We start from the raw sequence: 19,885 nt of genomic DNA on the forward strand, positions 1-19,885 counted from the left end.
CCCCGGAGGAGCACACTGCACCGCTGGACGCAGTACGACGTACTCCCCCGGGCGTAGTGCGCCCCAGGGTGAACCCTCAGGCGTTTGCTGACAGGATCTTGTTCACATCTCTGTTCGCCTTCGCCAGCGACCCCGGCTCGGCCTCGAAGGACATCACCGCGTCCATAGCCGGTGTCATCACCGCCGTCACGTCCGCCGCGTTCGGGTTGGCCGGATACGGGAAGACGTCACCGGCCTCGACCGGCTCGAGGAACGGTGTGACGTCCCACCCGCTCTTCGCGAACGCCGCCTTCGCTGCCGGCATGCTCGCCGCCACCGCCGGGAACACAACCCCGGCCTTGGCGACGATGTCCTGGGCGGTCTGCGAGCCGAGGAACTTCACCCAGGCCCACGAGGCGTCCCGCCGCGTGGTGCCGGCCCAGATGGTGTCCGCGAGCCCGTTCATCATCGACATCCGCTTCCCGACCGGTCCGATCGGCAGCCGTGCGAGCTTCGTCTTCACCTGCTTCAGCTCCCCGTAGGTCCCGAGCATCCAGGACCCGTTCGGGGTGATCGCGTACTTCCCCGCACCGAACGAGGTCGTCACGTCAACCCCGGACTTCGCCTGCGCGTACGTCGGCATGTACCCCTTGGTGATGAGCCCACGCCACCACCCGATCGTCTCGGTGAACTTCGGGTCGCCGTAGAAGAACTTCGTCCCCCACGGTTCTCCCTCGGAGTACTTCCAGCCGTTGCTCGCGGCGTACCAGCTCCAACTCGTCTGCCCGTCGCCACCACCGGCGTCGGCGTACCCGAGCCCGTAGACCTTGACGTTGCTCTTGTCGAACCCGGGTTGGTCGCCGCGACGACCCTTGGAGTCGACCGTGAGTCGCTGGACGATCTGCTCGAACGTGCCGCCGTCCTTCGGATTCCACGTCATCGAGTTGAGCTGCTCGGTACTGATCCCGGCCGCCTCGGTGAGCGCGCTGTTGTAGAAGTAGACCTCGGTGTCCCAGTCCTTCGGCAGGCCGTACCGCTTGCCGTCGGCCCCGATCCAGCGGTCCGCCAGCCCCTTCTGGTAGATGCTCAGATCGACGTTGTCCTTGGCAACGTAGTCGTCGATCGGCAGCACCTGCCCCTTGTCCGCGAACAGCGGGTACTTCGACGAGTGCCCGGTGAACACGTCCGGCGCGGTGTCCGAGATGAACCCGGTGACGAGTTTCGACCAGTAGTCGTTCCACCCGTACTGCTCGATCTTCACCGTGTACTGCGGATTCTGCTCGTGGAACACCTTCGCGCACTCGGTGTACATCGGCAGCTGCGCGGAGTCCCACAGCCAGTAGATGATCTCGCCGTCGCCACGCGCCGCCGCACCGTTGTTGCATGCGGCAACAGCCGGTACGGCGAGCGCGCCCAGTCCTGCCTTCAGCAGGGTCCTTCGTGAGAGGTTCATCATTTGATCCCGGAGAAGCCGATGGAATTGGTGATCCGCTTGGCGAACGCGAGGAACAGGATGATCATCGGCAGCGCCGCGATCAGCGTCGCCGCCATCAGCCCGGCCCAGTCCGGACCGCCTTGCGGCGTCTGCGACCGGAACACGCCCAGCGCGACCGTCAGCACCCGCACGTTCTCCTGCTGCCCGACGAGCAACGGCCAGAAGTAGTCGTTCCACGAGTTGATGTAGGTCAGGATCGCCAGCGTCGCGATCGGCGCGGCGCTCAGCGGGATGATCATCCCGAAGAAGATCCTGCGGTGCCCGGCGCCGTCGATCATCGCCGCCTCCTCGAGCTCTCGGCTGATGCCGAGGAAGAACTGCCGCAGGAAGAAGATCGCGAACGGTGTCATGAACGCGCCCGGCAGGATGATGCCGGCGAAGCTGTTCAGCAGCCCGAGGTTCTTGATCAGCACGAAGTTCGGCAGTGTGGTGAAGATCGGCGGCACCATCAGCGCGGCCAGGAACAACGCGAACACCTTGTCCCGTCCGGGCCAGCGCAGCCGGGCGAAGGCGTACGCCGCCATCGCGCTGAAGAACACCTGGCACACCGTCGTGATGGTTGCCACCACCAACGAGTTGCGCAGGTACAGCCAGAAGTTCACGGCCGCGCCGGAACCGCCCTGCGCCTGCGCCTCCTCGATCGACGCCAGTCCGAGCACCCGCTTGAACGCGCCGAGCGTGGTCTCCACGGGCAGCAGCGAATCCGGGTGACCGGGCAGCTGCGTGTTGTCGGAGAACGCCGTACGCAACATCCAGTAGAACGGGAACAGCGTGACGATCAGCAGGACGAACAACAAGATCCACGCGACCGTACGCCCGACACTCACCTGCCGCGTCATGCGAGATCACTCTCCTTCGCCCGCAGCAACCGCAGCTGGAGCAGCGACACGACCGCGAGGATCGCGAACAGCACCAGCGCCATCGCCGACGCGTACCCGAAGTCGAACCGGGTGAACGCCCGTTCGTAGATGTAGTAGTAGATGACCCGGGTCGCGTTGATCGGACCGCCCTGCGTGGTCACGGCGACCGTGTCGAAGATCTGGAACGACCCGATCATGGTGACCACCAGGACCATCACCAGAACAGGCCGCAGCAGCGGCAACGTGATCCGCCAGAACGTCTTCCACTCGGTCGACCCGTCCACCTCGGCGGCCTCGTAGACGTACTTCGGGATCGTCTGCAGCCCCGCGAACACGAGCAGCGCGGTGTACCCCATGTGCCGCCAGACGTTGATCCCCGCGACCGTCGGGATCGCCCAGTGCGAGTCACCGAAGAACGCCACCGGATCGATCCCGACCCAGCCCAGGAACGTTTGCACGACGCCGACCTGCACGTCGAGCATCCAGTACCAGACCAGCGCGACGACGACGTTTGCGACCAGGTACGGCGCGAGGATGACCGCGCGGACCGTGATCGACTTCGTCAGCCGGTACATCAGCATCGCGATCCCGACCGCCAGCACGGTCTGCACCCCGATGTTGATCACGACGTACTCGACCGTGACGCCGAGCGCGTTCCAGAAGAAGCTGTCCTGGACCATCCGCTCGTAGTTGGCCAGCCCGTTGAACTTCGGCGCCGAGAGCAGGCTGTACTCGGTGAAGCTCAGGTACGCGCCGCGCAGCGTCGGCCAGATGTAGAACACGACGAACCCCAGGGTCGCCGGGGCGATGAAGATCATCGCGACCTTCAGGTCCCCGAGGTTTCGCCGTTTCCTCGGTGGCGCTGCGGAGTCCCCGTGACTTCGTTTCCTGGTAGGTGGTGCGTTGGTCGTGGTCACGGGGGATCTCCTTCTCTGTTTGGCGGCAGGCGGGCTTACCCCACCGCTGTCACGTCCAGCAAGATCGCGCTCTCGGGCCATTGCACGGGCATGAGTACTCCGGCCGAGGCGAGGGCGGCGCCGTTCAGTTCCACGCTTCCACCGTCGGCCGACCAGGCCGCGGACCGCGACTCGGGTCCGGGTGTCGCGACCTTGCTGATCCGGTACGTCCGCTGCGGGTCCAGTCCGGGCAGCCGGACCCGGCCGACGGCCGAGGTCACCGACTGCGCGACCTGTACGACGCTGAACACGCCACGGGACCCGTCCTGGGCCACGACGCCGTGGACGAGCACGTCCTCGGGCCCGCGGTCGGCGCGAACGACCGACCCGGTGTGCAGCAGCGGTCGCAGTTCCTTGTGCAGGGCGACCCAGCCTTTGAGTTCCTGGCGTTCCTCGGGGCTCGCCGAGGCGATGTCCCACTCGATGCCGAAGTGGCCGAACAGCGCGGTGATCGCGCGGAACGACAGCGTCTGCGTCCGGCCGGTGGTGTGCGCCCGCGGCGGGCCGACGTGGCAGCCGATCAGCTCCGGCGGCAGCAGGAGCTGCGTGTAGCGCTGGATGGTCTGCCGCTCGAGCGCGTCGTTGCTGTCGCTGCCCCAGATCCGGTCCGTGCGCTCCAGGATGCCGAGGTCGACCCGCGCGCCGCCGGACGAGCAGGACTCGATCTCGAGCCCCGGGTGCCGGCGCTTCAGCTCGTCGATCAGCCGGTACACCGCCAGGGTCTGCTCGTGAATGCCCGCCGTACCCGTGTGCTGGTTGCCGCCGTCGACGAAGTCGCGGTTGTGGTCCCACTTCAGGTACGCGATGTCGTACTCGCTGAGGATGCTGTCCAGCCGCTCGAGGATGTAGTCGTACGCCGCCGGGACGCCGAGGTTCAGGCCCTGCTGGTGGCGTGCGGTCGGCGGCATCCGGTCGCCGGTGGCGAGGATCCAGTCCGGGTGCTCGCGCGCCAGGTCCGAGTCCGGGTTCACCATCTCCGGCTCGACCCACAGGCCGAACTGCAGGCCGAGACCCTTCACGTGATCGACCAGCGGGTGCAGGCCCTTCGGCCAGATTCCCTCGTCGACGTACCAGTCACCGAGGCCGGCGTGGTCGTCGCGGCGTCCGCGGAACCAGCCGTCGTCCAGTACGAACCGCTCGGCCCCGACCGCGGCGGCCGCGTCCGCGAGCGCCTTCAGCTTGTCCAGGTCGAGGTTGAAGTACACGGCCTCCCAGGTGTTCAGTACGACGGGACGCTCGGTCCGCGGGTGGTTGGAGCGCGCGCGAAGGAAGTCGTGGAAGCGGTGCGAGACCTGGTCGAGCCCGACGCCGTACGAGCCGTAGATCCACGGGGTGCTGTAGGTGCCGGCGGGCTCGAGGCGGCCTTCGCCCGGGAGGAGCAGTTCGCCGCCGCCGATCACGCCGTACCCGCTCATGCCGCGCTCGGCATACGTTCGGTGGTTGCCGCTCCAGGCGGTGTGCACGGCCCAGATCTCGCCGGCGCGGAAGCCGAAGCCTGGGGTGCCGGCCAGCAGCAACAGCGTGGCGTCGGCGCCGGTGCGGCCGCGGCGGTTGTCGCGGATGTGGGCGCCCTGCGTGAACGCGTGCCGCTGCGGGTGCCGCTCGCCGATGTGCCGGCCCGTCATGTCGAGCAGTTCGGTCGCCTCGGTCGGCACCGGCAGCGCGAGGTACAGCCCGTCGACCGTGTACGGCGTCTCGCCGGTGTTGGTCAGGTCGGCCTTGCTCCGCACCAGACCCGAGTCCGTCAGCTCGACGGTGAGCCTCAGCTCGAGCCCGGCGTCGGCGGCGTCGATCTGCACGGTGTTGTCGGTCTGGGCGACGCTGTTCAGGGTGAAGCTCGCCGAGAAGTCCTGACCGTCGCGGTGGCCGTTCAGGCCGGGCAGGCCGAACCAGCCGGCCGAGTACTCCGGCACGATCGCGATCGGACGGTTCTCGTCCAGGCCGTTGCCTTCCTGGACCGCACCCGCGCCGCGGCGCAGTTCCAGCAGAGCGTTGTCGGCCAACTCGCCCAGATCCGCACCCCAGTGCAGGACGGACGGAAGGGCCGGACCGGAGCAATCGAGCACCAGGCTGACGCCACCGGCGCGGAGCTGCAGAATCTCGATGTTCGACACTGTTGATTCACTCTGCTTTCTGATTGATTTCAGGACGGAACTATTTACCCCGCCAGCCCCGTTGTCAATGCTTCACGAAGTTAAGTAAATACCCTAGAGCTCTACAACGAGGGAAAAGGCGCGTGATCAGCGACTGACGCTCCGCTTTCGCACCGACCGGAGCCAGGTGTCGACGGGCCACGGCCCGACGCCCGGGCCATCACAACTGCGCCCCCGAGCCGATCCCCGCGTAGCGACCCCGGCTACGGCCAATTGTGATGGCGTGGGCGTTGGGCACTCTCTTGACAAATTTTCCTGTCAAGTGGAGATTGAGGGGATGCTGCGGTATCTCGAGGAGCCCGAGAAGGTGCGGTTGGCGTTGTCGCCGATCCGGCGGCGGCTGCTCGAACTGCTGCGGGAGGCGTCATCGGCGACCCAGCTCGCGGCCGCGCTCGACCTGCCCCGCCAGCGGGTGAACTACCACCTGCGCGAGCTGGAGAAGGCCGGCCTGGTCGAGCTCGTCGAGGAGCGACGGCGGCGCGGGTTCACCGAGCGGATACTACGCGCGTCGGCCGATCTGGTCGTCGATCCGGGCGTCATGGGACGTGCGTTCACGCAGATCCAGGACCAGTACGCCGCAGAGCATCTGGTCGAGGTCGCCGCGGGGACGGTGCGGGACGTCGCGCGGATGCAGACCGCGGCCGACGCGGACGGGAAGCGGCTGCTGACGTTCACGCTCGAGACCGAGGTGCGGTTCGCGGACCCGAGCGACGTACACCGGTTCACCGACGCGTTGACCGCCGCGATGCAGCAGGTGGTCGAGGAGTTCGACAGCGAGGGCGGGCGGCCGTACCGGCTGATCGCGGGCGGACATCCCGCGCCCCGCCGTACCGAGGGAGAGACATGAAGATCGTGGTGACGGTGGCCGCCCCGGTGGAGACAGTGTGGGACGCGCTGCGGAACAAGGAGAAGATCCGGCACTGGCACGGCTGGGAGTACGAAGGCGGTCTCGACGAAGAGATCGACCTGATCTACTTCACCGAGACCGTCGAGGACGGTACGACGCTGCGGCTCGGGAACGGTGACGAGTTCGCGGTCGAGGCGGTCGTGGGCGGATCCCGGATCACGCTGACGCGCGCGCCGCTGGGCGCCAACCCCGAATGGGACGCGTACTACGACGACGTCACCGAGGGCTGGATCACGTTCCTCCACCAGCTCCGCTTCGCCGTCGAACGGCATCCGGACGATCCCCGCCGTACCTTGTTCTACTCGGGCACCGGCGCCGTCTCCCCCATCGACGAACTGCAGATTCCGGCCGGCGACGCGTTCGACCTCGACCTGATCGGCGAGAGCGTCAAGTGCGAGGTCTGGTACCGCTCCGACCACCAGCTCGGCCTCACGGTAGATGCCTGGGGCAACGGTTTGCTGGTGCTCAGCCACGTCCCGCCCGGCGACCGGAAGCCGGAGGGCGCCACGATGGCGATCCTGTCGGTGTACGGCGACACCGACCGCGAGGACCTGCACGCTCGCTGGCAGGCGTGGTGGAGCGAGCGACACTGACACGACGGTGACAGGGCGCAAACGTGCCACCACGCTGAGTCTGCGAAGGGTTGTTACCGGGAAGTATCTCGTCGGTGATCAAACGATCATTGAACTCCGGCGAGAGAGGCCTTCCGGTGAGAACAACCAGAAGTCGTCGAGTGTCCGCAGCAATCCTTCTACTCTCCTTGACCGGCCTAGGCCTGGTCGCTCCCCCGGCGCATGCCGACGGTCCCGGATCGGGAACGCCGTACGTCGTCACCGTTGGGGACTCCTACATCTCGGGTGAGGCCGGCCGGTGGGCCGGGAGCTCGAACGACTCCGAGGCACCGGCCGACGCGCTCGGTGCACACGCCTACCACGACAACGCGACGCATACCGCCGAACTGATCCCGAAGTGCCACCGCAGCCTGTCCGCCGAGGCGTACGTCGGCGGCGGGGTCGGCGGACTGAACCTGGCCTGCTCGGGCGCTCGCACCACAACCGGCACCGGCACCGACTTCAAGCCGGGCATCGACTTCTACGACGACGGCGCCGGCAAGCAGGGGCAGGCGAAGATGCTGCAGGTCTTCGCCGCGACCCACAACGTCAAGCAAGTGGTCGTCTCGATCGGCGGCAACGACTTCAACTTCGCGTCGATCGTCACCCAGTGCGTGCAGGACTTCCTGCTCTCGCCGTCCTGGGACCCCGACTACTGCCGCGACGACTCGTCCGTCGTCGCCAACTTCACCACCGCCAACATCACCGCGGTTCAAGGCAAGATCGCGACGGCGTTCCAGAACGTCCGTACGGCGATGCGGAACGCCGGGTACGGCGACAGCGCGTGGAATCTCGTCGTACAGACGTATCCGTCACCGATCCCGGCCGCCAGCGGGTTCCGGTACGGGCAGAGCGGTTACACCCGGCAGAGCGTCGGCGGATGCGGGTTCTGGAACGCGGACGCCGACTGGGCGAACGGCACCGCGCTCCTCACGATCAACAACACGGTCCGCGCCGCGATCGGCCAGTCCGGCCTGTCCAACGCCCGCCTGCTCGAACTCCAGTCCGCGTTCAACGGCCGCCGGCTCTGCGAGAAGACCGTCGGCCTGTACGAAGAGGTCGGCCTCAGTTCGTGGACCCAGCCCACTGCCGTCGACAAGACCGAGTGGATCAACCAGATCCGGACGGTGACAACAGTCGGCTCGAACTACTTCATCCAGGAATCCCTGCACCCGAACTACTGGGCCCAGCTGGCGCTCCGCTCCTGCGTCCGCCAGACCTACACCCAGAACCGCGGCGGCACCTGCACCATCGCCGGCACCGGCCTGGTGAACGGCGAACCGCGTATGACCCTGAACTGACGCAAGACAAAGGCCGGCCGCCGCACCCCCGAAGGTGCGGCGGCCGGGTTCTGTTTACTGCGTCAGCTCAGGTTCAGGCCTGTGTCGTCGATGACGAACGAGGTCTGGAGGGAGCTGTCCTCGGTGCCGGTGAAGCTGATCGACACCGTCTGGCCGGCGAACGACGAGACGTTGAACGACTTGAGCGAGTAGCCGCTCGCCTTGTTCAGGTTCGAGTACGTCGCCAGCGTGGTCGAGCCCGCCTTCACCGTGAGCTTGTCGTACTGCGTCGACGTGGTGGTCTCCGCAGAATCGATGTGCAGGTAGAAGGAGAGCGTTGCCGAGCATCCGGCCGGGATCGCGACCGACTGGCTCAGCGTGTCGGTGTGGGTCGAGCCGTAGCCGTCCAGCCACGCCTTCCAGGTGCCGTTGCGCGCGGGCTGGGAGGTGCTGTTGTCGATCACTCCGGCCGAGGCCGACCACGGCGCCGCCGTACCGGTCTCGAAGCCCGGGTTGCCGAGCTTCTGGCCGGAGCAGCCGCCGGTGCCGCCGATGGTGAAGGTGAACGACGTGCTGCCCGAACCGCCGGCACTCGCGGTCGCCGTCGCGGTGACGTTGAACGTGCCGCTCGCGGTCGGCGTACCGGACACGGTGCCGGTCGACGAGCCGATGGTGACGCCCGCCGGCAGACCGGACGCGGACCAGGTGTACGGCGCGGTGCCGCCGGACGCGGTGAGCGTGAACGACGAGATCGCCGTACCGACCGTGCCGGTCTTGTTGCCCGGGTTCGTGACCGTGACGCCACCCGACGTGGAGCAGGTCGGGTCGGCCGTCTGAGCCGGCACGCTGACCGCGTCCCAGGCCGCCTTCACGGTGTTGAACTCGGTGCAGCTGCCCGGGTACAGGTTCTTGGCCGCGGTCAGCGTCCAGGTCCGGTACTTCAGGTACGAGCTGCTGCTGGTCTTCATCAGCATCGCGTTGTACATGATCCGGAGGGCCTTCTGGACCCCGATGCCGGTCACGGACGAGCTGTTGCAGGTCGGGCTGGTGGGCTGCCCGTTGGTCGGGTTGGTGCCCTCGGCAAGCAGGTAGAACCAGTGGTTGCCGGGGCCTGCTGCCGCGTGCACCTCGGTGCCCGGGATCGAGCTCGAGTAGCAGTTCGGGTCGCCGACCGCCGACGGGTTGTACATGTTCCGGATCGGGCCCTGACCGACCAGGTTGATCTCCTCGCCGACCAGGAAGTCCGGCGGGTCGTACGCCGAGGCCTGGTTGCTGTACCACTCGGTGCTCGCGCCGAACACGTCCGCGACGAACTCCTGGGTGCCGCTGCCGGAGATGCCACCCGGCGTGTGGTCATCGATGCCGTGACCCATTTCGTGAGCCACTACGTCGATCGAGCTGATCCACTGGTTGGCGTTGTTGTGACCGATCTGCACCTGGGTGCCGTCGTAGTAGGCGTTCACGTCGTTCAGGCCGACGCGGATCGGCCAGGCGCCGCCGTTGCCGTCCATCCCGTTGCGACCGAGCCAGTCGGTCAGCATGTGCTTCTCGGTCTCCGCAGAGAACAGTGCGTCGACGCAGCCGGTCTCCTTGTTGGTCGCCGTACCGTTGCCCCAGTTGTCGTCCGGACCGGAGAACGTGGTGTTGTTCGCCGCGTCCTGGCAGGACAGGTTGGTGGTGTTGGGGTCCTTCATCGAGTACGTGCTGCCGGACAGGGTGGTGTCCAGGTGGACCGGGTTCGGGCCGCTGTACGCCGCCGTACCGTTGCCGGCCATCACGTGTTCCTTGGTACCGAGCACCTTGCCGCTCTGCGCGTCGACGTACACCGACAGGCTCGACGGGTCGTGGCCGTTGTTGCCGCTGACCCGCGACTGCCACACGAGCTTCGGGGTGCCGTTCAGGGCGTAGACCGCGAGCGTCGGAGTAGTCGACGAGTCGACCTTCTTGAGCTGCGTCCTGGCGGTCTTCTGCGCGGCCGCGGGGGTCACCTTCGCGGTCGTCGACAGCTCCGGTACGGCGGTGGTCTGGGCGATCGAGGTGTACTTCACGGCACCCTTCGCGTCGGTGACCACGACGAAGTCACCACCGACGACCGGGAGACCCTTGTACGAACGCTCGTACGGGACGTACTGCAGACCGGACTGCTCCGAGATCACCGGTTTCGCGGTGAACTTGTCGTCCTTCGAGGCGTGCAGGGCGCTCGGCCGCCCCGCCACGAGAGAGGAGGCGGAGTCGGCGGCGAACGCCTTCGACTGCGCCTGTGAGGGCCGCGGCGGAGGTGCCGCACTCGTCGCCGCACCGGCCGACGTACCGAGCCCGGCGAGTGCTGCCGCAGCGAGGCTGGTCACCCCGAGAACGACAGCAACTTTGCGGGAACGCTGAAACAAGACCATGGATGTGGTCCCTTCGCGATGTGGTGCTTGGGCGGGTTGCGCCTCGCCGGACTGGAGGCGGTGCACCACTCCGCCTGGAACCTCCGGCCTACCCATCGGCCTGGCTGTCCGGAAGACCCCTTTCCATCCAGCCCCGATAGATCGCGCGGACGGACACTATGTCTCACCTCACACCCGGGCAAGGCGCTGTCGTGCCGTTGGCACCCCGATGACAACTGATCGCGTTGTCATCGCTACCAAGCGCTGACAAACCCCCACCGAACAGCCGCCGTGGAGCTGCGTGACGGGCTCGTTGCGGACGGTGGTGGGGTGGATCTGCTGGTGGTCTGCGGCTGGTGTGGATGGCAGAATCGCGCAGACGGGTTGGCTGCTGCGGGGTGTGGAACCCCGGCGGCGGGACCGGATCGCGATCAGGACGACGCCGGCTGGGGTGTGAGTGGAAACCGAATTCGTGCTGTCGCTCGGCGAACAGCAGTGGACGCTGCAGGCCGGGACCGACACGATCACCATCGGCCGCGCCTCCAACGCCGACATCCGGCTGCAGGCGGACGACCAGATCTCCCGTATTCACGCCCGCCTGAACCGCGACGGCGACACCTGGACCCTGCACGACGAGTCCCGCAACGGCACCGGCCTCAACGGCCGCCGCATCACCGCCCCCACCCCCCTCACCACCGGCGACCGAATCCACATCGGCCGCTCGGTCCTCACCTTCCACAAATCCACCACCACCCCGCCGGCACCTGAGGTGCCGCACGCCGAACCTGACAGCCAGAACGAACCAAACCCGATCGCCCCACCCAACGAATTACCCGCGGCCAGCACCCCCTCCGCACAACCAGACCAACCACCCGCCGCCAGCCAGCTCCCCCAAGCAGATCCGGCACCCGATCCAAGCCCGATCGCGCAGGACGAGCAGGAGCGCGCCGCCGCGTCGTTCGCGCATTCTGACCAGCCTGTCGCTGCCAGCCCGTTCGCGGACGGCGAGCAAGTGCCCGGTGGCGGCGGCCCGTTTGCGCCGGGCGAGGGTGCGGCGAATCCGTTTGTGTCGGCACCGCCTGCTGACCGGCCGGATGAGCCAGCCGCCTACGACCCGGAGAGCAGGCAGGACGCGGACGCCGGTGGGTACGAGGCTGGCGCGGAGAATGGTCGGTCTGGGGCTGCGGGGGTGGTTCCTGGGTTCGAGGCCGGGGACGGGGGGACGTGGGCGTCGTATCCGTCGGCGGACAATCCGGAGCCGGTGCGGTCGCCGTGGGAGATCTCCGCGCAGATCGACCAGTCGGAACCGAACTGGAACGCCTCCGCCGGTTGGCCCGACCCGACCGCAGCCGGCGTCGACCAGCGGACGGGTGGTGACCCACGGGCGGGCGAGCGGCGGTCGGTTGGGCGGGATCGACGTACGGCGGGAACCGATCGGCGGCCGTCGACTGCGGATCAGTTGCCCGGCGCGGATGATCGGCTCCCGAGTTCGGAGCGGTTGCCTGGAGCGGAGCGCCGTACAGCCGACGGGGATGACGCCGTGGGGACGGTGCGGTTGTCGCGGGTACTGATTGTGGCCGGGGCGGTGATCGTGCTCGGGATCGTCGTGAACCTGCTCGTCACCTTCCTCGCCGACGGGCCCGGTAGCGCGCTCAGGTGGCTGGTGCCGCCGGTTATCGCGCTCGTGGTCGCGATGGTCCTCGCGCTCGTTGATGCGGCGGTTCCGAAGCAACATCGGCCGAGCCGTCTAACTGTGTCGGTTCTCGTCGCGGTCGCCGTGGTGCTTGTCGGCGTCGGGGTCGGTGGGTTCGCGCTGACTGCGGGCGCGCAGTACGTCGGCGGCTACCTGACCGGCAACGAGACCGGCGAGGATCGCCTGATCAAACCGGTCTCGAAGCCCGGCACCGGTGTCACGATGACCGTCGAGAACGTCACGTACACGAGCCATTTCACGCGCGTCGAGGTCAAGCTGGTCAACACCGCCAAGCAGGCGATCACGGTCCCGATCGACGGTACGACGTTCACCGCCGCCGACGGCACCACCCTGCGCGCCGACCCCGGCCGCAGCGCCTGGCCGAGCCGGATCGCGGCCGGCGGCACCGAACACGGCACGCTCACGTTCAAGGGTCACCTGCCTGACAGCGCCACCACAGCGGTGCTCACGTTCAAGTCCGGCAGTACGAGCTTCGCCATCTCCAAGATCCCCCTCAGCAACTGAGCACCCTCCGGCCGACTTACATCGAAAATTGATATAGTCACCTCACCCCACCGCCGCGGTGGGCAAGGAGGGAGCGTCGGCATGCTGGACGTCGACCGGTTGACCACGGTCATCGAGGACTTCAACACGATCTTCATCCGCCTCCCGTCGGTACGGCGGCTCAACTTCTCGGCGCTCTCGGTCCTGCACACGCTCAACCGGCGCGGACCGTTGCGCCTCACCGACCTGCTGGCGACCGAGCAGCTGAAGCAACCCGCCCTGACCAGCCTGGTCGCGAAACTCGAGCAGGACGGTCTCGTCCAGCGCCGCCCCGACCCCGCCGACGGCCGCGCCAGCCTGCTCTCACTCACCCGCACTGGCCAAGAGCTCGTCCGATCCCGGCACACGAACCGTGTCGCGAAGCTGACCGCGCTCGTCGAGCAGCTCACCCCCGACGAGCAAGCAGTACTCGCAGGCTCGATCGACGTACTCCACCGTCTGACCGCACTCGCTGAGGACACCCCATGATCCCCACCCCCATCGACGTACCCGACGAGGTTCTCGACGACCTCCGCCGCCGCCTGCGCACGACGAAATGGCCGCGCGACGCCGGCAACGACGACGGTTTCTACGGCGTACGTCGTACCCGCTTGCAACCGCTCGTCGAATACTGGGCGGACGGTTTCGACTGGCGGGCGGCCGAGCGGGCGATCAACGCATACGACCACTACCGTGTCGATGTCGGCGACGTACCGGTGCACTTCCTGCGCCGGCCGGGCGTCGGCCCGCGGCCGATCCCGTTGATCCTGAGTCACGGCTGGCCGTGGACGTTCTGGCACTGGTCGAAGGTGATCGACCGGCTCGCGGACCCCGCGTCGTACGGCGGTGATCCGGCGGATGCGTTCGACGTGATCGTCCCGTCCCTGCCCGGGTTCGGCTTCTCGACGCCGACCCGTGTGGACATGAACTTCTGGAAGATCGCCGACGTCTGGCACGAGCTGATGACGGGCGTCCTCGGGTTCCCGAAGTACGCCGCGGCCGGCTGTGACGTCGGCGCGCTGGTGACGGGGCAGCTCGGGCACAAGTACGCCGATGAGCTCTACGGGATCCACATCGGGTCGGCGCTGAAACTCACGTTCTTCAACGGCGACCGCGGCTGGGACCTGAGCGGCGGCAACCCGATCCCGGAAGGGCTGCCGCCAGCGGTCCACGCCCGCATCATCGAGCTCGAACGCCGCTTCGCCGCGCACCTCGCCACGCACGTCCTGGACCCGAGCACCCTCGGCTTCGGCCTCGCCGACTCCCCCGCCGGAATGCTCGCGTGGATCCTGGAACGCTGGCAGAGCTGGTCGGAGGGCGACAAGGCGTTCACCGACGACGATCTGCTCACGCACGCGACGATCTACTGGGCGGGCAACGCGATCGACACCTCGATCCGCACGTACGCCAACAACAACCGCTACCCGTGGACACCGTCGCACGACCGTACGCCGGCGATCGAGGCCCCGACCGGCATCACGTTCGTCGGCCACGAGGACCCGCCCGGCGTCCACACCCCCGAGGAACGCGTACAGAACTTCCTCGCCAGCGACCGCGCCGCCTGGTACAACCACACCAACATCACCGCCCACCCCAACGGCGGCCACTTCATCCCGTGGGAGGTCCCCACCGAGTGGACCGATGACCTTCGACGAACGTTCCGTCCCTTGCGCTGATCCGACTCGGGCTTGACCGCGACGTACGGTGGAAATTGTGCAGACGATTCTGATCACCGGTGGGACAGACGGCCTGGGGCGCGAACTGGCACTCCGATTGGGGACGGCGGGAGCTCGCGTACTGATCCACGGACGAGACGCGGCCCGCGCCGATCGGGTGCGGGCCGACATCCGCGCCGCGGGCGGTCCCGAACCAGAGATACTGCTGGCCGATCTCGCCGATCTCCAGCAGGTCGACACGCTTGCCGACAGCATCGACAGCGAGCTCGACGTACTGGTCAACAACGCGGGCATCGGCGGCGGCAGGCCTGGTACGGCACGCGAGCTGAGTGCCGACGGCATCGAACTACGGTTCGCGGTCAACTACCTCGCCGGCTACCACCTGACACGGCGCCTGCTACCGCGGCTGGCGCCAACAGGCCGGATCGTCAACGTGGCCTCGGCCGGTCAGCAGGCGATCGATTTCGAGGATCCGATGATGGCGCGCGGCTGGGACGGGTTCTCGGCGTACCAGCGGAGCAAGCTGGCGCAGATCATGTTCACCATCGACCTCGCCGCGGAACAGTCGATCGCGGTGAATTCGTTGCACCCAGCAACATTCATGGATACCACGATGGTGACCGAGAGCGGCGTCAGCCCGATCAGCAGCGTCGCCGAGGGCGCCGACGCGACGATGCGCCTGATCACCGCACCGGACGTGCCGACCGGACGCTACTTCAACGGCCTCCGCGAGGCCCGCGCCAACCAGCAGGCGTACGACGCTGGCGCCCGCGAACGACTACGCACCCTCTCGGACAACCTGATCACGACCGCTCTCCGGTAAGCGTCAGCGCCGGAAGAATTCGGCGGTCGCGGGATCGGCCGGGAGGTACGTCTCGACGGCGATCTCCTCGAGGGTGATGTCGAACGCGGCGCCGAACGTGGTGATGGTGCTGAGGAACGCGAGGTCGGTGCCGCGGTACTGAATGTGGATCGGGAGGGCGATGTCGGCGGGGTCCGGCGGCGTGGTGTCGACGGGGCCGTGCGCAACGAGCTCGTCGTACAGCTGATGGAGCTCGGGGTCGCCGGAGGCCGCGGCCTGGCGGGCGAGGCGGGGCAGGAGGTACCCGCGAACCTGCTCCAGGTTGCGGATCCGGGATGCCAAACCGTCGGGGTGCAGGCCGAGGCGCATCAGGTTGATCGGGGCTGTGAGCAACTTCTTGTCGACGCCGGCCAAGAACACGTTGAAGGAGTCGTTCGCGAGCAATAGGTTCCATCGGCGGTCGACGGCGACGGCCGGGTACGGCGCGTGTGCCCGGACGAACTGTTCGAGGGCCGCGCGAACCCGCGTCATGTCCGGGTCGTCCAGCGGCGTCTGCCGGTAGACGGGGGCATGACCGGCCGCGACCAGCAGGCGGTTGCGCTCGCGGAGCGGTACCTCGAGTTGCTCGGCGAGGTGCAACACCATCGCACTGCTCGGAATCGTCCGCCCGGTCTCGACGAAACTCACGTGCCGCGACGACACGTCCGCCTGGATCGCGAGATCGAGCTGACTCAACTTCCTCCGCCGCCGCCACTCCCGCAACAGCTCGCCCACCGGCCTGTCATCACTCACATCTCCGAGTATCCAGGGCGGCGCCATGACAAGTCAGGTAATCGACAGCACCGCAGCGGCGAGCGCACCGTCGTACGCATGACGATCAAGCAGCTGACCCTGCACGCCTTCCAGGAATTCGCCAACGGCAACCTCGAACCGCTCCGCCCGCTCCTGCACGAGAACTTCATCGAACACAGCCCCGGCAACCCCTCGGGCCGCGACGCCTTCATCGAGTTCATCGCCCAGTCCCCCGTCGCCGGCGCCAAGCTGGACCTGCACCGCGTCATCGCCGACGACACCCACGTAGTCGTCCACTACCTCATGACCACCCCCGATGCCACCCAATCCGTAGTCGACATCTGGCGCTACGACAACAACCAGATCGTCGAACACTGGGACGTCGTACAGCCTGGTTGAGGACGCCCAGGCCATCACAACTGGCCAGCCGCGCGAACCCCACGCTCAGACGGGCCGGCGGCACGCAATTGTGATGGCCTGGAGATCCCGGTCAGCGGATGACGGTGGCTTGTCCTTGGTAGGCGCGGGGCCCTGCTGCTCTCGTCGGGTCTATATAACCACTGGCGTACATAACCGTCGAGGTACATAACGCGGAGCATCAACGAAAAACGCGCAGATCAGCCGGGGCTGACCTGCGCGTTCTCTAGGGGTGGAGGTGGCGGGAATCGAACCCGCGTCCTTCGGCGTCGCTTCAAGACTTCTCCGGGCGCAGTCTGAATAGCGCTTTTCTCGGCCCCAGCGTTTGTACAGACATCTCGCTGACAGGCTCAGTCACTGTAAATGTCCCGTGCTAACCCCGTGACCGGGCTAGCAAAGCAAGCTCTCTAAATGAGGCCAGGAACCGGGGCGAGAGCATCCCCGGGCTGACCACCTCTTTAGGTGCTCAGGCCGTCAGGCGGCGAGAGCGAGGTCAGTGCGCTTAGTATCGGCACTTGTTGGTTTCCAGAGATCGTTTACGAGATAACCCTGGATCCTCGGCCCGCTTCTCTTGCAACGTACGTCCAAAGTCGAAACCGTTCACCCCCTGTTGAGTTGTCAAACTCCCACCCGTACCGCGGTGGAAGGTCCACACTACCAAGTCCAACAACCCGCCCGCACCTGACATTCCTCTACTTGATCAGCCGCAGGGTGAACGGGTAGCGGAACTTGTTGCCGGCCGCGGTGGCCAGGCCGCCGAGCCCGGTCAGCAGGAACCAGAGGATCCCGAGCACCGGGAACAGGAACGACACGAAACCGTCGGTGACGCCGGTCGCGACCCCCAGCAACGCGAACGCCCCGAAAGCGGTCAGCTGGAAGTTCAGCGCCTCGACAGCATGCCGGCGTACGGCGGGATTCTTCTGGCCGGCGGTCGCGACGACCAGTGCCGGGCCGACGAACGACGTCGGGTACCCGAGCCAGTGCGCGATCGTCCCCATCCCGCGTCCGTCGCCGCGGTACGTCTGCAGCGGCGCCGGCCGGGTGAAGGCGGCCGGGGCGAATGTCGGGACCGGCCGGGAGACCAGCCCGTCGAAGGAGCTGTTCAGCTCGGCCCGGGTGCGAGCCTTCAGGGCCTTGTCGAGCCGGAGGTCGAACTCCATGTGGTCCAGCCGACCGTCGGCGTACATTTCTTTCAGGATCTCGACAGCCCGGTCCCGTTGGGCCGGCGTCACCAGCAGCTCTGATGTGGACATGCTTCCACTGTGCGCGCCGACGCCCGCTCACCCCATCGGGTTCGCCCCGGAGGCACCCCTGACCGAACCCGGAAGGACCGGACGCTACTGGCGTCTGCGGTCTGAGAGGGCGCGTTGGGCCTCGCGGTTGGCCTGGCGTTCGGCGAGGGCGTGGCGCTTGTCGTAGTCCTTCTTACCGCGGCCGGTGGCGAGCTCGACCTTCGCGTAGCCGTCCTTGAAGTACAGCGACAGCGGGATCAGCGACACCCCTTGCTGCTCGACCTCGCGGATCAGTTTCTGTACTTCGTCCTTGTGCAGCAGCAGCTTCCGGGTACGGCGGGGCTCGTGGTTCGTCCACGTGCCGTGCTTGTACTCCGGGATGTGCATGCCCTGTAGCCAGAGCTCGTTCCCGCGGACGGCGGCGAACGCGTCGACGAGGGAGGCCCGGCCCTGCCGGAGGGACTTGACCTCGGTCCCCGTCAGCACCAGCCCGGCCTCCACCACGTCTTCGATGTGGTAGTCGTGTCGCGCCTTACGGTTCTGCGCGATCGGCTTCTCCCGGCCGGACTGTTTCACCATCCGACCAGTATCTCAGACCACTCAGAGCCACTTCATCGGATTAACCACGCGGCCGTCCTGGTAGACCATGAAGTGCAGGTGGCAGCCGGTGGAGTAGCCCGTGGTCCCGGCGTACCCGATGATCTCGCCCTTCTGGACGCGTTCACCGACCCCGGCCTTGTATCGCGACAAGTGGTTGTAAACGGTGGTGATCGAGGACCCGCCCATCACACCGTGTGAAACGAACAGACGGTTTCCGTAGCCACCGTTGTAGTACTTGTCCGTCACCTTCCCGTCGGCCGCGGCGCGGATCGGCGTACCGCAGGGAGCGCGGAAGTCGGTGCCGTCGTGCAGCTTCCAGTAGTGCAGGACCGGGTGAAAACGCATTCCGTACGGCGACGTGATGTAGCTGCTGACCGGGTATGCCAGCCGCCCGCCACCGGAGGACGGCGGATCGTCCGGAATGTCCCGCGGTTTCCGGTTCTCCTTGCGTGCCTTCGCCCGCTCAGCCTTCTCGGCTGCCGCCTTCCGGCGAGCGGCGGCTGCCTTCTCCGCCTTCGCCCGCGCGATCAGGAGCTGTTCGACCCGGTTCCGCTCACGCAGCAGCGAGTTGTACTGCGCCAGCTCGGTGTTCTTCTCCTTCTCGGCGGCCTTGAACGCGGTCAGCTTGCCCTTCGCGATCGCCGCGGCCTCGGCGCGGTCGGCCGCGACCTGCTTGGTCAGCTCGGTGACCCGCTTGACCGTTGCGGCGGCCTCGGCGCGAGCAGCCTCGGACTCCTTCTCCGCGGCCGCGACCTTGACCCGCTTGCTGGCGAGCTGCGCCTGCGCGTTGTTCAGGTTGGTGATCGCGTTGCTCTGGATGCCGAACACGTTCCGCTGGACCTGCATCCCGGTCGCGATATCGGCCGGCGCGGCACCTCGCAGCGCGATCGACAGGCCCACCAGGCCGTTCTGCTGCTGGTACGCCGACCGTACGGCGCGACCCGCGACGGACCGCTTCTCCGCGATCAGCTTCTCGCCGGCCTCGACGTCGGAAACCGCCGTACGCAACGCAGCCTCGGCCGCGGCGAGCTTCCCCGCGGCAACCGCATCGGCGGCCTTCGCGGCGGCGAGCTGCCCCTGCGCGGCGGCGTACCGGACCTGGACGGCCTGGTACTTCACGACGGCTTGGTTGTACGCGGCAACGGACTTGCCGAGCTGGTCGGACGCGTCGTCGAGATCAGCCTTCTGCTGACCGAGCTGCGCGTCGAGTTGCTTCTTCTTGGCGGCTGGATCCGGCGGTTTCGCCTCCGCGGACGGAGTGGACGGAACCGCCGCCAGGACGCCGGCGGACAGGGACAGGACAAGGCAGCAAGCGGCAACCGCCGTCTGCCGGCCCGGCGGTCGCTTGCGTGATCGCTGGTACGGCGCGGTGGAGGTGCCGGTGCTGTCGTCTCGCTTGATGCTCCCCCGCTCGCGCGGGTTCGCACCGGGGAAGTGCGGGACCACAGGTCGACCCCTTGCTCTGGATGAAGTTGTGCGGTACAGGAGTTACTGCTGTGACTCCTGATACTGCACGA

The 19,885-nt window shown here is 67.3% G+C and carries 17 protein-coding genes and 1 other RNA gene; 8 read left to right on the forward strand and 10 right to left on the reverse strand.

The window, feature by feature from the left end; all coding sequences use genetic code 11:
• Nucleotides 1-76 precede the first annotated feature (76 nt).
• The 4 genes from EV649_RS08405 to EV649_RS08420 are packed head-to-tail and all read right to left on the reverse strand — an operon-like array spanning nucleotide 77 to nucleotide 5,404.
• Nucleotides 77-1,432, reverse strand: coding sequence for a sugar ABC transporter substrate-binding protein (locus EV649_RS08405; protein WP_130382118.1), 1,356 nt, complete (start codon nucleotides 1,430-1,432; stop codon nucleotides 77-79).
• Nucleotides 1,432-2,313, reverse strand: coding sequence for a carbohydrate ABC transporter permease (locus EV649_RS08410; RefSeq protein WP_130382120.1), 882 nt, complete (start codon nucleotides 2,311-2,313; stop codon nucleotides 1,432-1,434). Before EV649_RS08410 ends, EV649_RS08405 begins: the two co-directional genes overlap by 1 nt.
• The gene (locus EV649_RS08415) at nucleotides 2,310-3,251 is read right to left on the reverse strand and encodes a sugar ABC transporter permease (RefSeq protein WP_130382122.1); all 942 of its coding nucleotides are present in this window, start codon (nucleotides 3,249-3,251) and stop codon (nucleotides 2,310-2,312) included. The genes EV649_RS08410 and EV649_RS08415 overlap by 4 nt, the downstream gene beginning before the upstream one ends.
• A 35-nt stretch (nucleotides 3,252-3,286) precedes the next feature.
• Nucleotides 3,287-5,404 carry an alpha-galactosidase gene (locus EV649_RS08420; protein WP_130382124.1) on the reverse strand — a complete coding sequence of 706 codons (2,118 nt, stop codon included), beginning with the start codon at nucleotides 5,402-5,404 and terminating at the stop codon, nucleotides 3,287-3,289.
• Between the two features lie 316 nt (nucleotides 5,405-5,720).
• Between EV649_RS08420 and EV649_RS08425 the strand changes: the two genes are divergently transcribed.
• The 3 genes from EV649_RS08425 to EV649_RS08435 all read left to right on the forward strand — a co-directional run bounded on the left by EV649_RS08425 (nucleotide 5,721) and on the right by EV649_RS08435 (nucleotide 8,262).
• Nucleotides 5,721-6,290 (forward strand): helix-turn-helix domain-containing protein, encoded by a 570-nt coding sequence (locus EV649_RS08425; protein ID WP_130382126.1) that lies wholly within the window; start codon nucleotides 5,721-5,723, stop codon nucleotides 6,288-6,290.
• Nucleotides 6,287-6,943, forward strand: a complete 657-nt coding sequence (locus EV649_RS08430; protein ID WP_130382128.1) for a hypothetical protein — start codon at nucleotides 6,287-6,289, stop codon at nucleotides 6,941-6,943. The genes EV649_RS08425 and EV649_RS08430 overlap by 4 nt, the downstream gene beginning before the upstream one ends.
• A 140-nt stretch (nucleotides 6,944-7,083) precedes the next feature.
• Entirely contained in the window at nucleotides 7,084-8,262 is a 1,179-nt protein-coding gene (locus EV649_RS08435) for a hypothetical protein (protein ID WP_130382130.1), read from the forward strand.
• Nucleotides 8,263-8,324: 62 nt separating this feature from the next.
• Here EV649_RS08435 and EV649_RS08440 read toward each other — a convergent pair whose 3' ends face one another.
• A complete protein-coding gene (locus EV649_RS08440) occupies nucleotides 8,325-10,634 on the reverse strand; it encodes a M4 family metallopeptidase (RefSeq protein ID WP_130382132.1) in 2,310 nt (769 codons plus the stop codon).
• A gap of 436 nt (nucleotides 10,635-11,070) precedes the next feature.
• On the opposite strand from EV649_RS08440, the gene EV649_RS41980 reads away from it, so the two are divergent.
• The 4 genes from EV649_RS41980 to EV649_RS08460 all read left to right on the forward strand — a co-directional run bounded on the left by EV649_RS41980 (nucleotide 11,071) and on the right by EV649_RS08460 (nucleotide 15,348).
• Entirely contained in the window at nucleotides 11,071-12,831 is a 1,761-nt protein-coding gene (locus tag EV649_RS41980; RefSeq protein WP_130382134.1) for an FHA domain-containing protein, read from the forward strand.
• Nucleotides 12,832-12,912: 81 nt separating this feature from the next.
• Nucleotides 12,913-13,338 (forward strand): MarR family transcriptional regulator, encoded by a 426-nt coding sequence (locus EV649_RS08450; RefSeq protein ID WP_130382136.1) that lies wholly within the window; start codon nucleotides 12,913-12,915, stop codon nucleotides 13,336-13,338.
• On the forward strand, nucleotides 13,335-14,525 hold the full coding sequence (locus EV649_RS08455) for an epoxide hydrolase family protein (protein ID WP_130382138.1): 1,191 nt from the start codon (nucleotides 13,335-13,337) through the stop codon (nucleotides 14,523-14,525). The genes EV649_RS08450 and EV649_RS08455 overlap by 4 nt, the downstream gene beginning before the upstream one ends.
• Nucleotides 14,526-14,562: 37 nt before the next feature.
• Nucleotides 14,563-15,348 (forward strand): SDR family NAD(P)-dependent oxidoreductase, encoded by a 786-nt coding sequence (locus tag EV649_RS08460; RefSeq protein ID WP_241997880.1) that lies wholly within the window; start codon nucleotides 14,563-14,565, stop codon nucleotides 15,346-15,348.
• 3 nt (nucleotides 15,349-15,351) lie between these two features.
• Here EV649_RS08460 and EV649_RS08465 read toward each other — a convergent pair whose 3' ends face one another.
• Nucleotides 15,352-16,119 carry a helix-turn-helix transcriptional regulator gene (locus tag EV649_RS08465; protein ID WP_241997882.1) on the reverse strand — a complete coding sequence of 256 codons (768 nt, stop codon included), beginning with the start codon at nucleotides 16,117-16,119 and terminating at the stop codon, nucleotides 15,352-15,354.
• 78 nt (nucleotides 16,120-16,197) lie between these two features.
• On the opposite strand from EV649_RS08465, the gene EV649_RS08470 reads away from it, so the two are divergent.
• Entirely contained in the window at nucleotides 16,198-16,518 is a 321-nt protein-coding gene (locus EV649_RS08470) for a nuclear transport factor 2 family protein (protein ID WP_130382142.1), read from the forward strand.
• Nucleotides 16,519-16,766: 248 nt separating this feature from the next.
• On the opposite strand, the gene ssrA is transcribed toward EV649_RS08470, so the two are convergent.
• From ssrA to EV649_RS08490, 4 genes are all read right to left on the reverse strand, one after another.
• Nucleotides 16,767-17,144, reverse strand: a transfer-messenger RNA (tmRNA) gene (gene ssrA, locus EV649_RS08475).
• 84 nt (nucleotides 17,145-17,228) lie between these two features.
• Nucleotides 17,229-17,789, reverse strand: a complete 561-nt coding sequence (locus EV649_RS08480; RefSeq protein WP_130382144.1) for a DUF1707 and DUF4870 domain-containing protein — start codon at nucleotides 17,787-17,789, stop codon at nucleotides 17,229-17,231.
• Nucleotides 17,790-17,873: 84 nt separating this feature from the next.
• A complete protein-coding gene (gene smpB / locus EV649_RS08485) occupies nucleotides 17,874-18,347 on the reverse strand; it encodes an SsrA-binding protein SmpB (RefSeq protein WP_130382146.1) in 474 nt (157 codons plus the stop codon).
• 21 nt (nucleotides 18,348-18,368) lie between these two features.
• A complete protein-coding gene (locus EV649_RS08490) occupies nucleotides 18,369-19,814 on the reverse strand; it encodes a M23 family metallopeptidase (protein ID WP_130382148.1) in 1,446 nt (481 codons plus the stop codon).
• Nucleotides 19,815-19,885 lie beyond the last annotated feature (71 nt).

The organism is Kribbella sp. VKM Ac-2569, assembly GCF_004216905.1.
Classification (GTDB): domain Bacteria; phylum Actinomycetota; class Actinomycetes; order Propionibacteriales; family Kribbellaceae; genus Kribbella.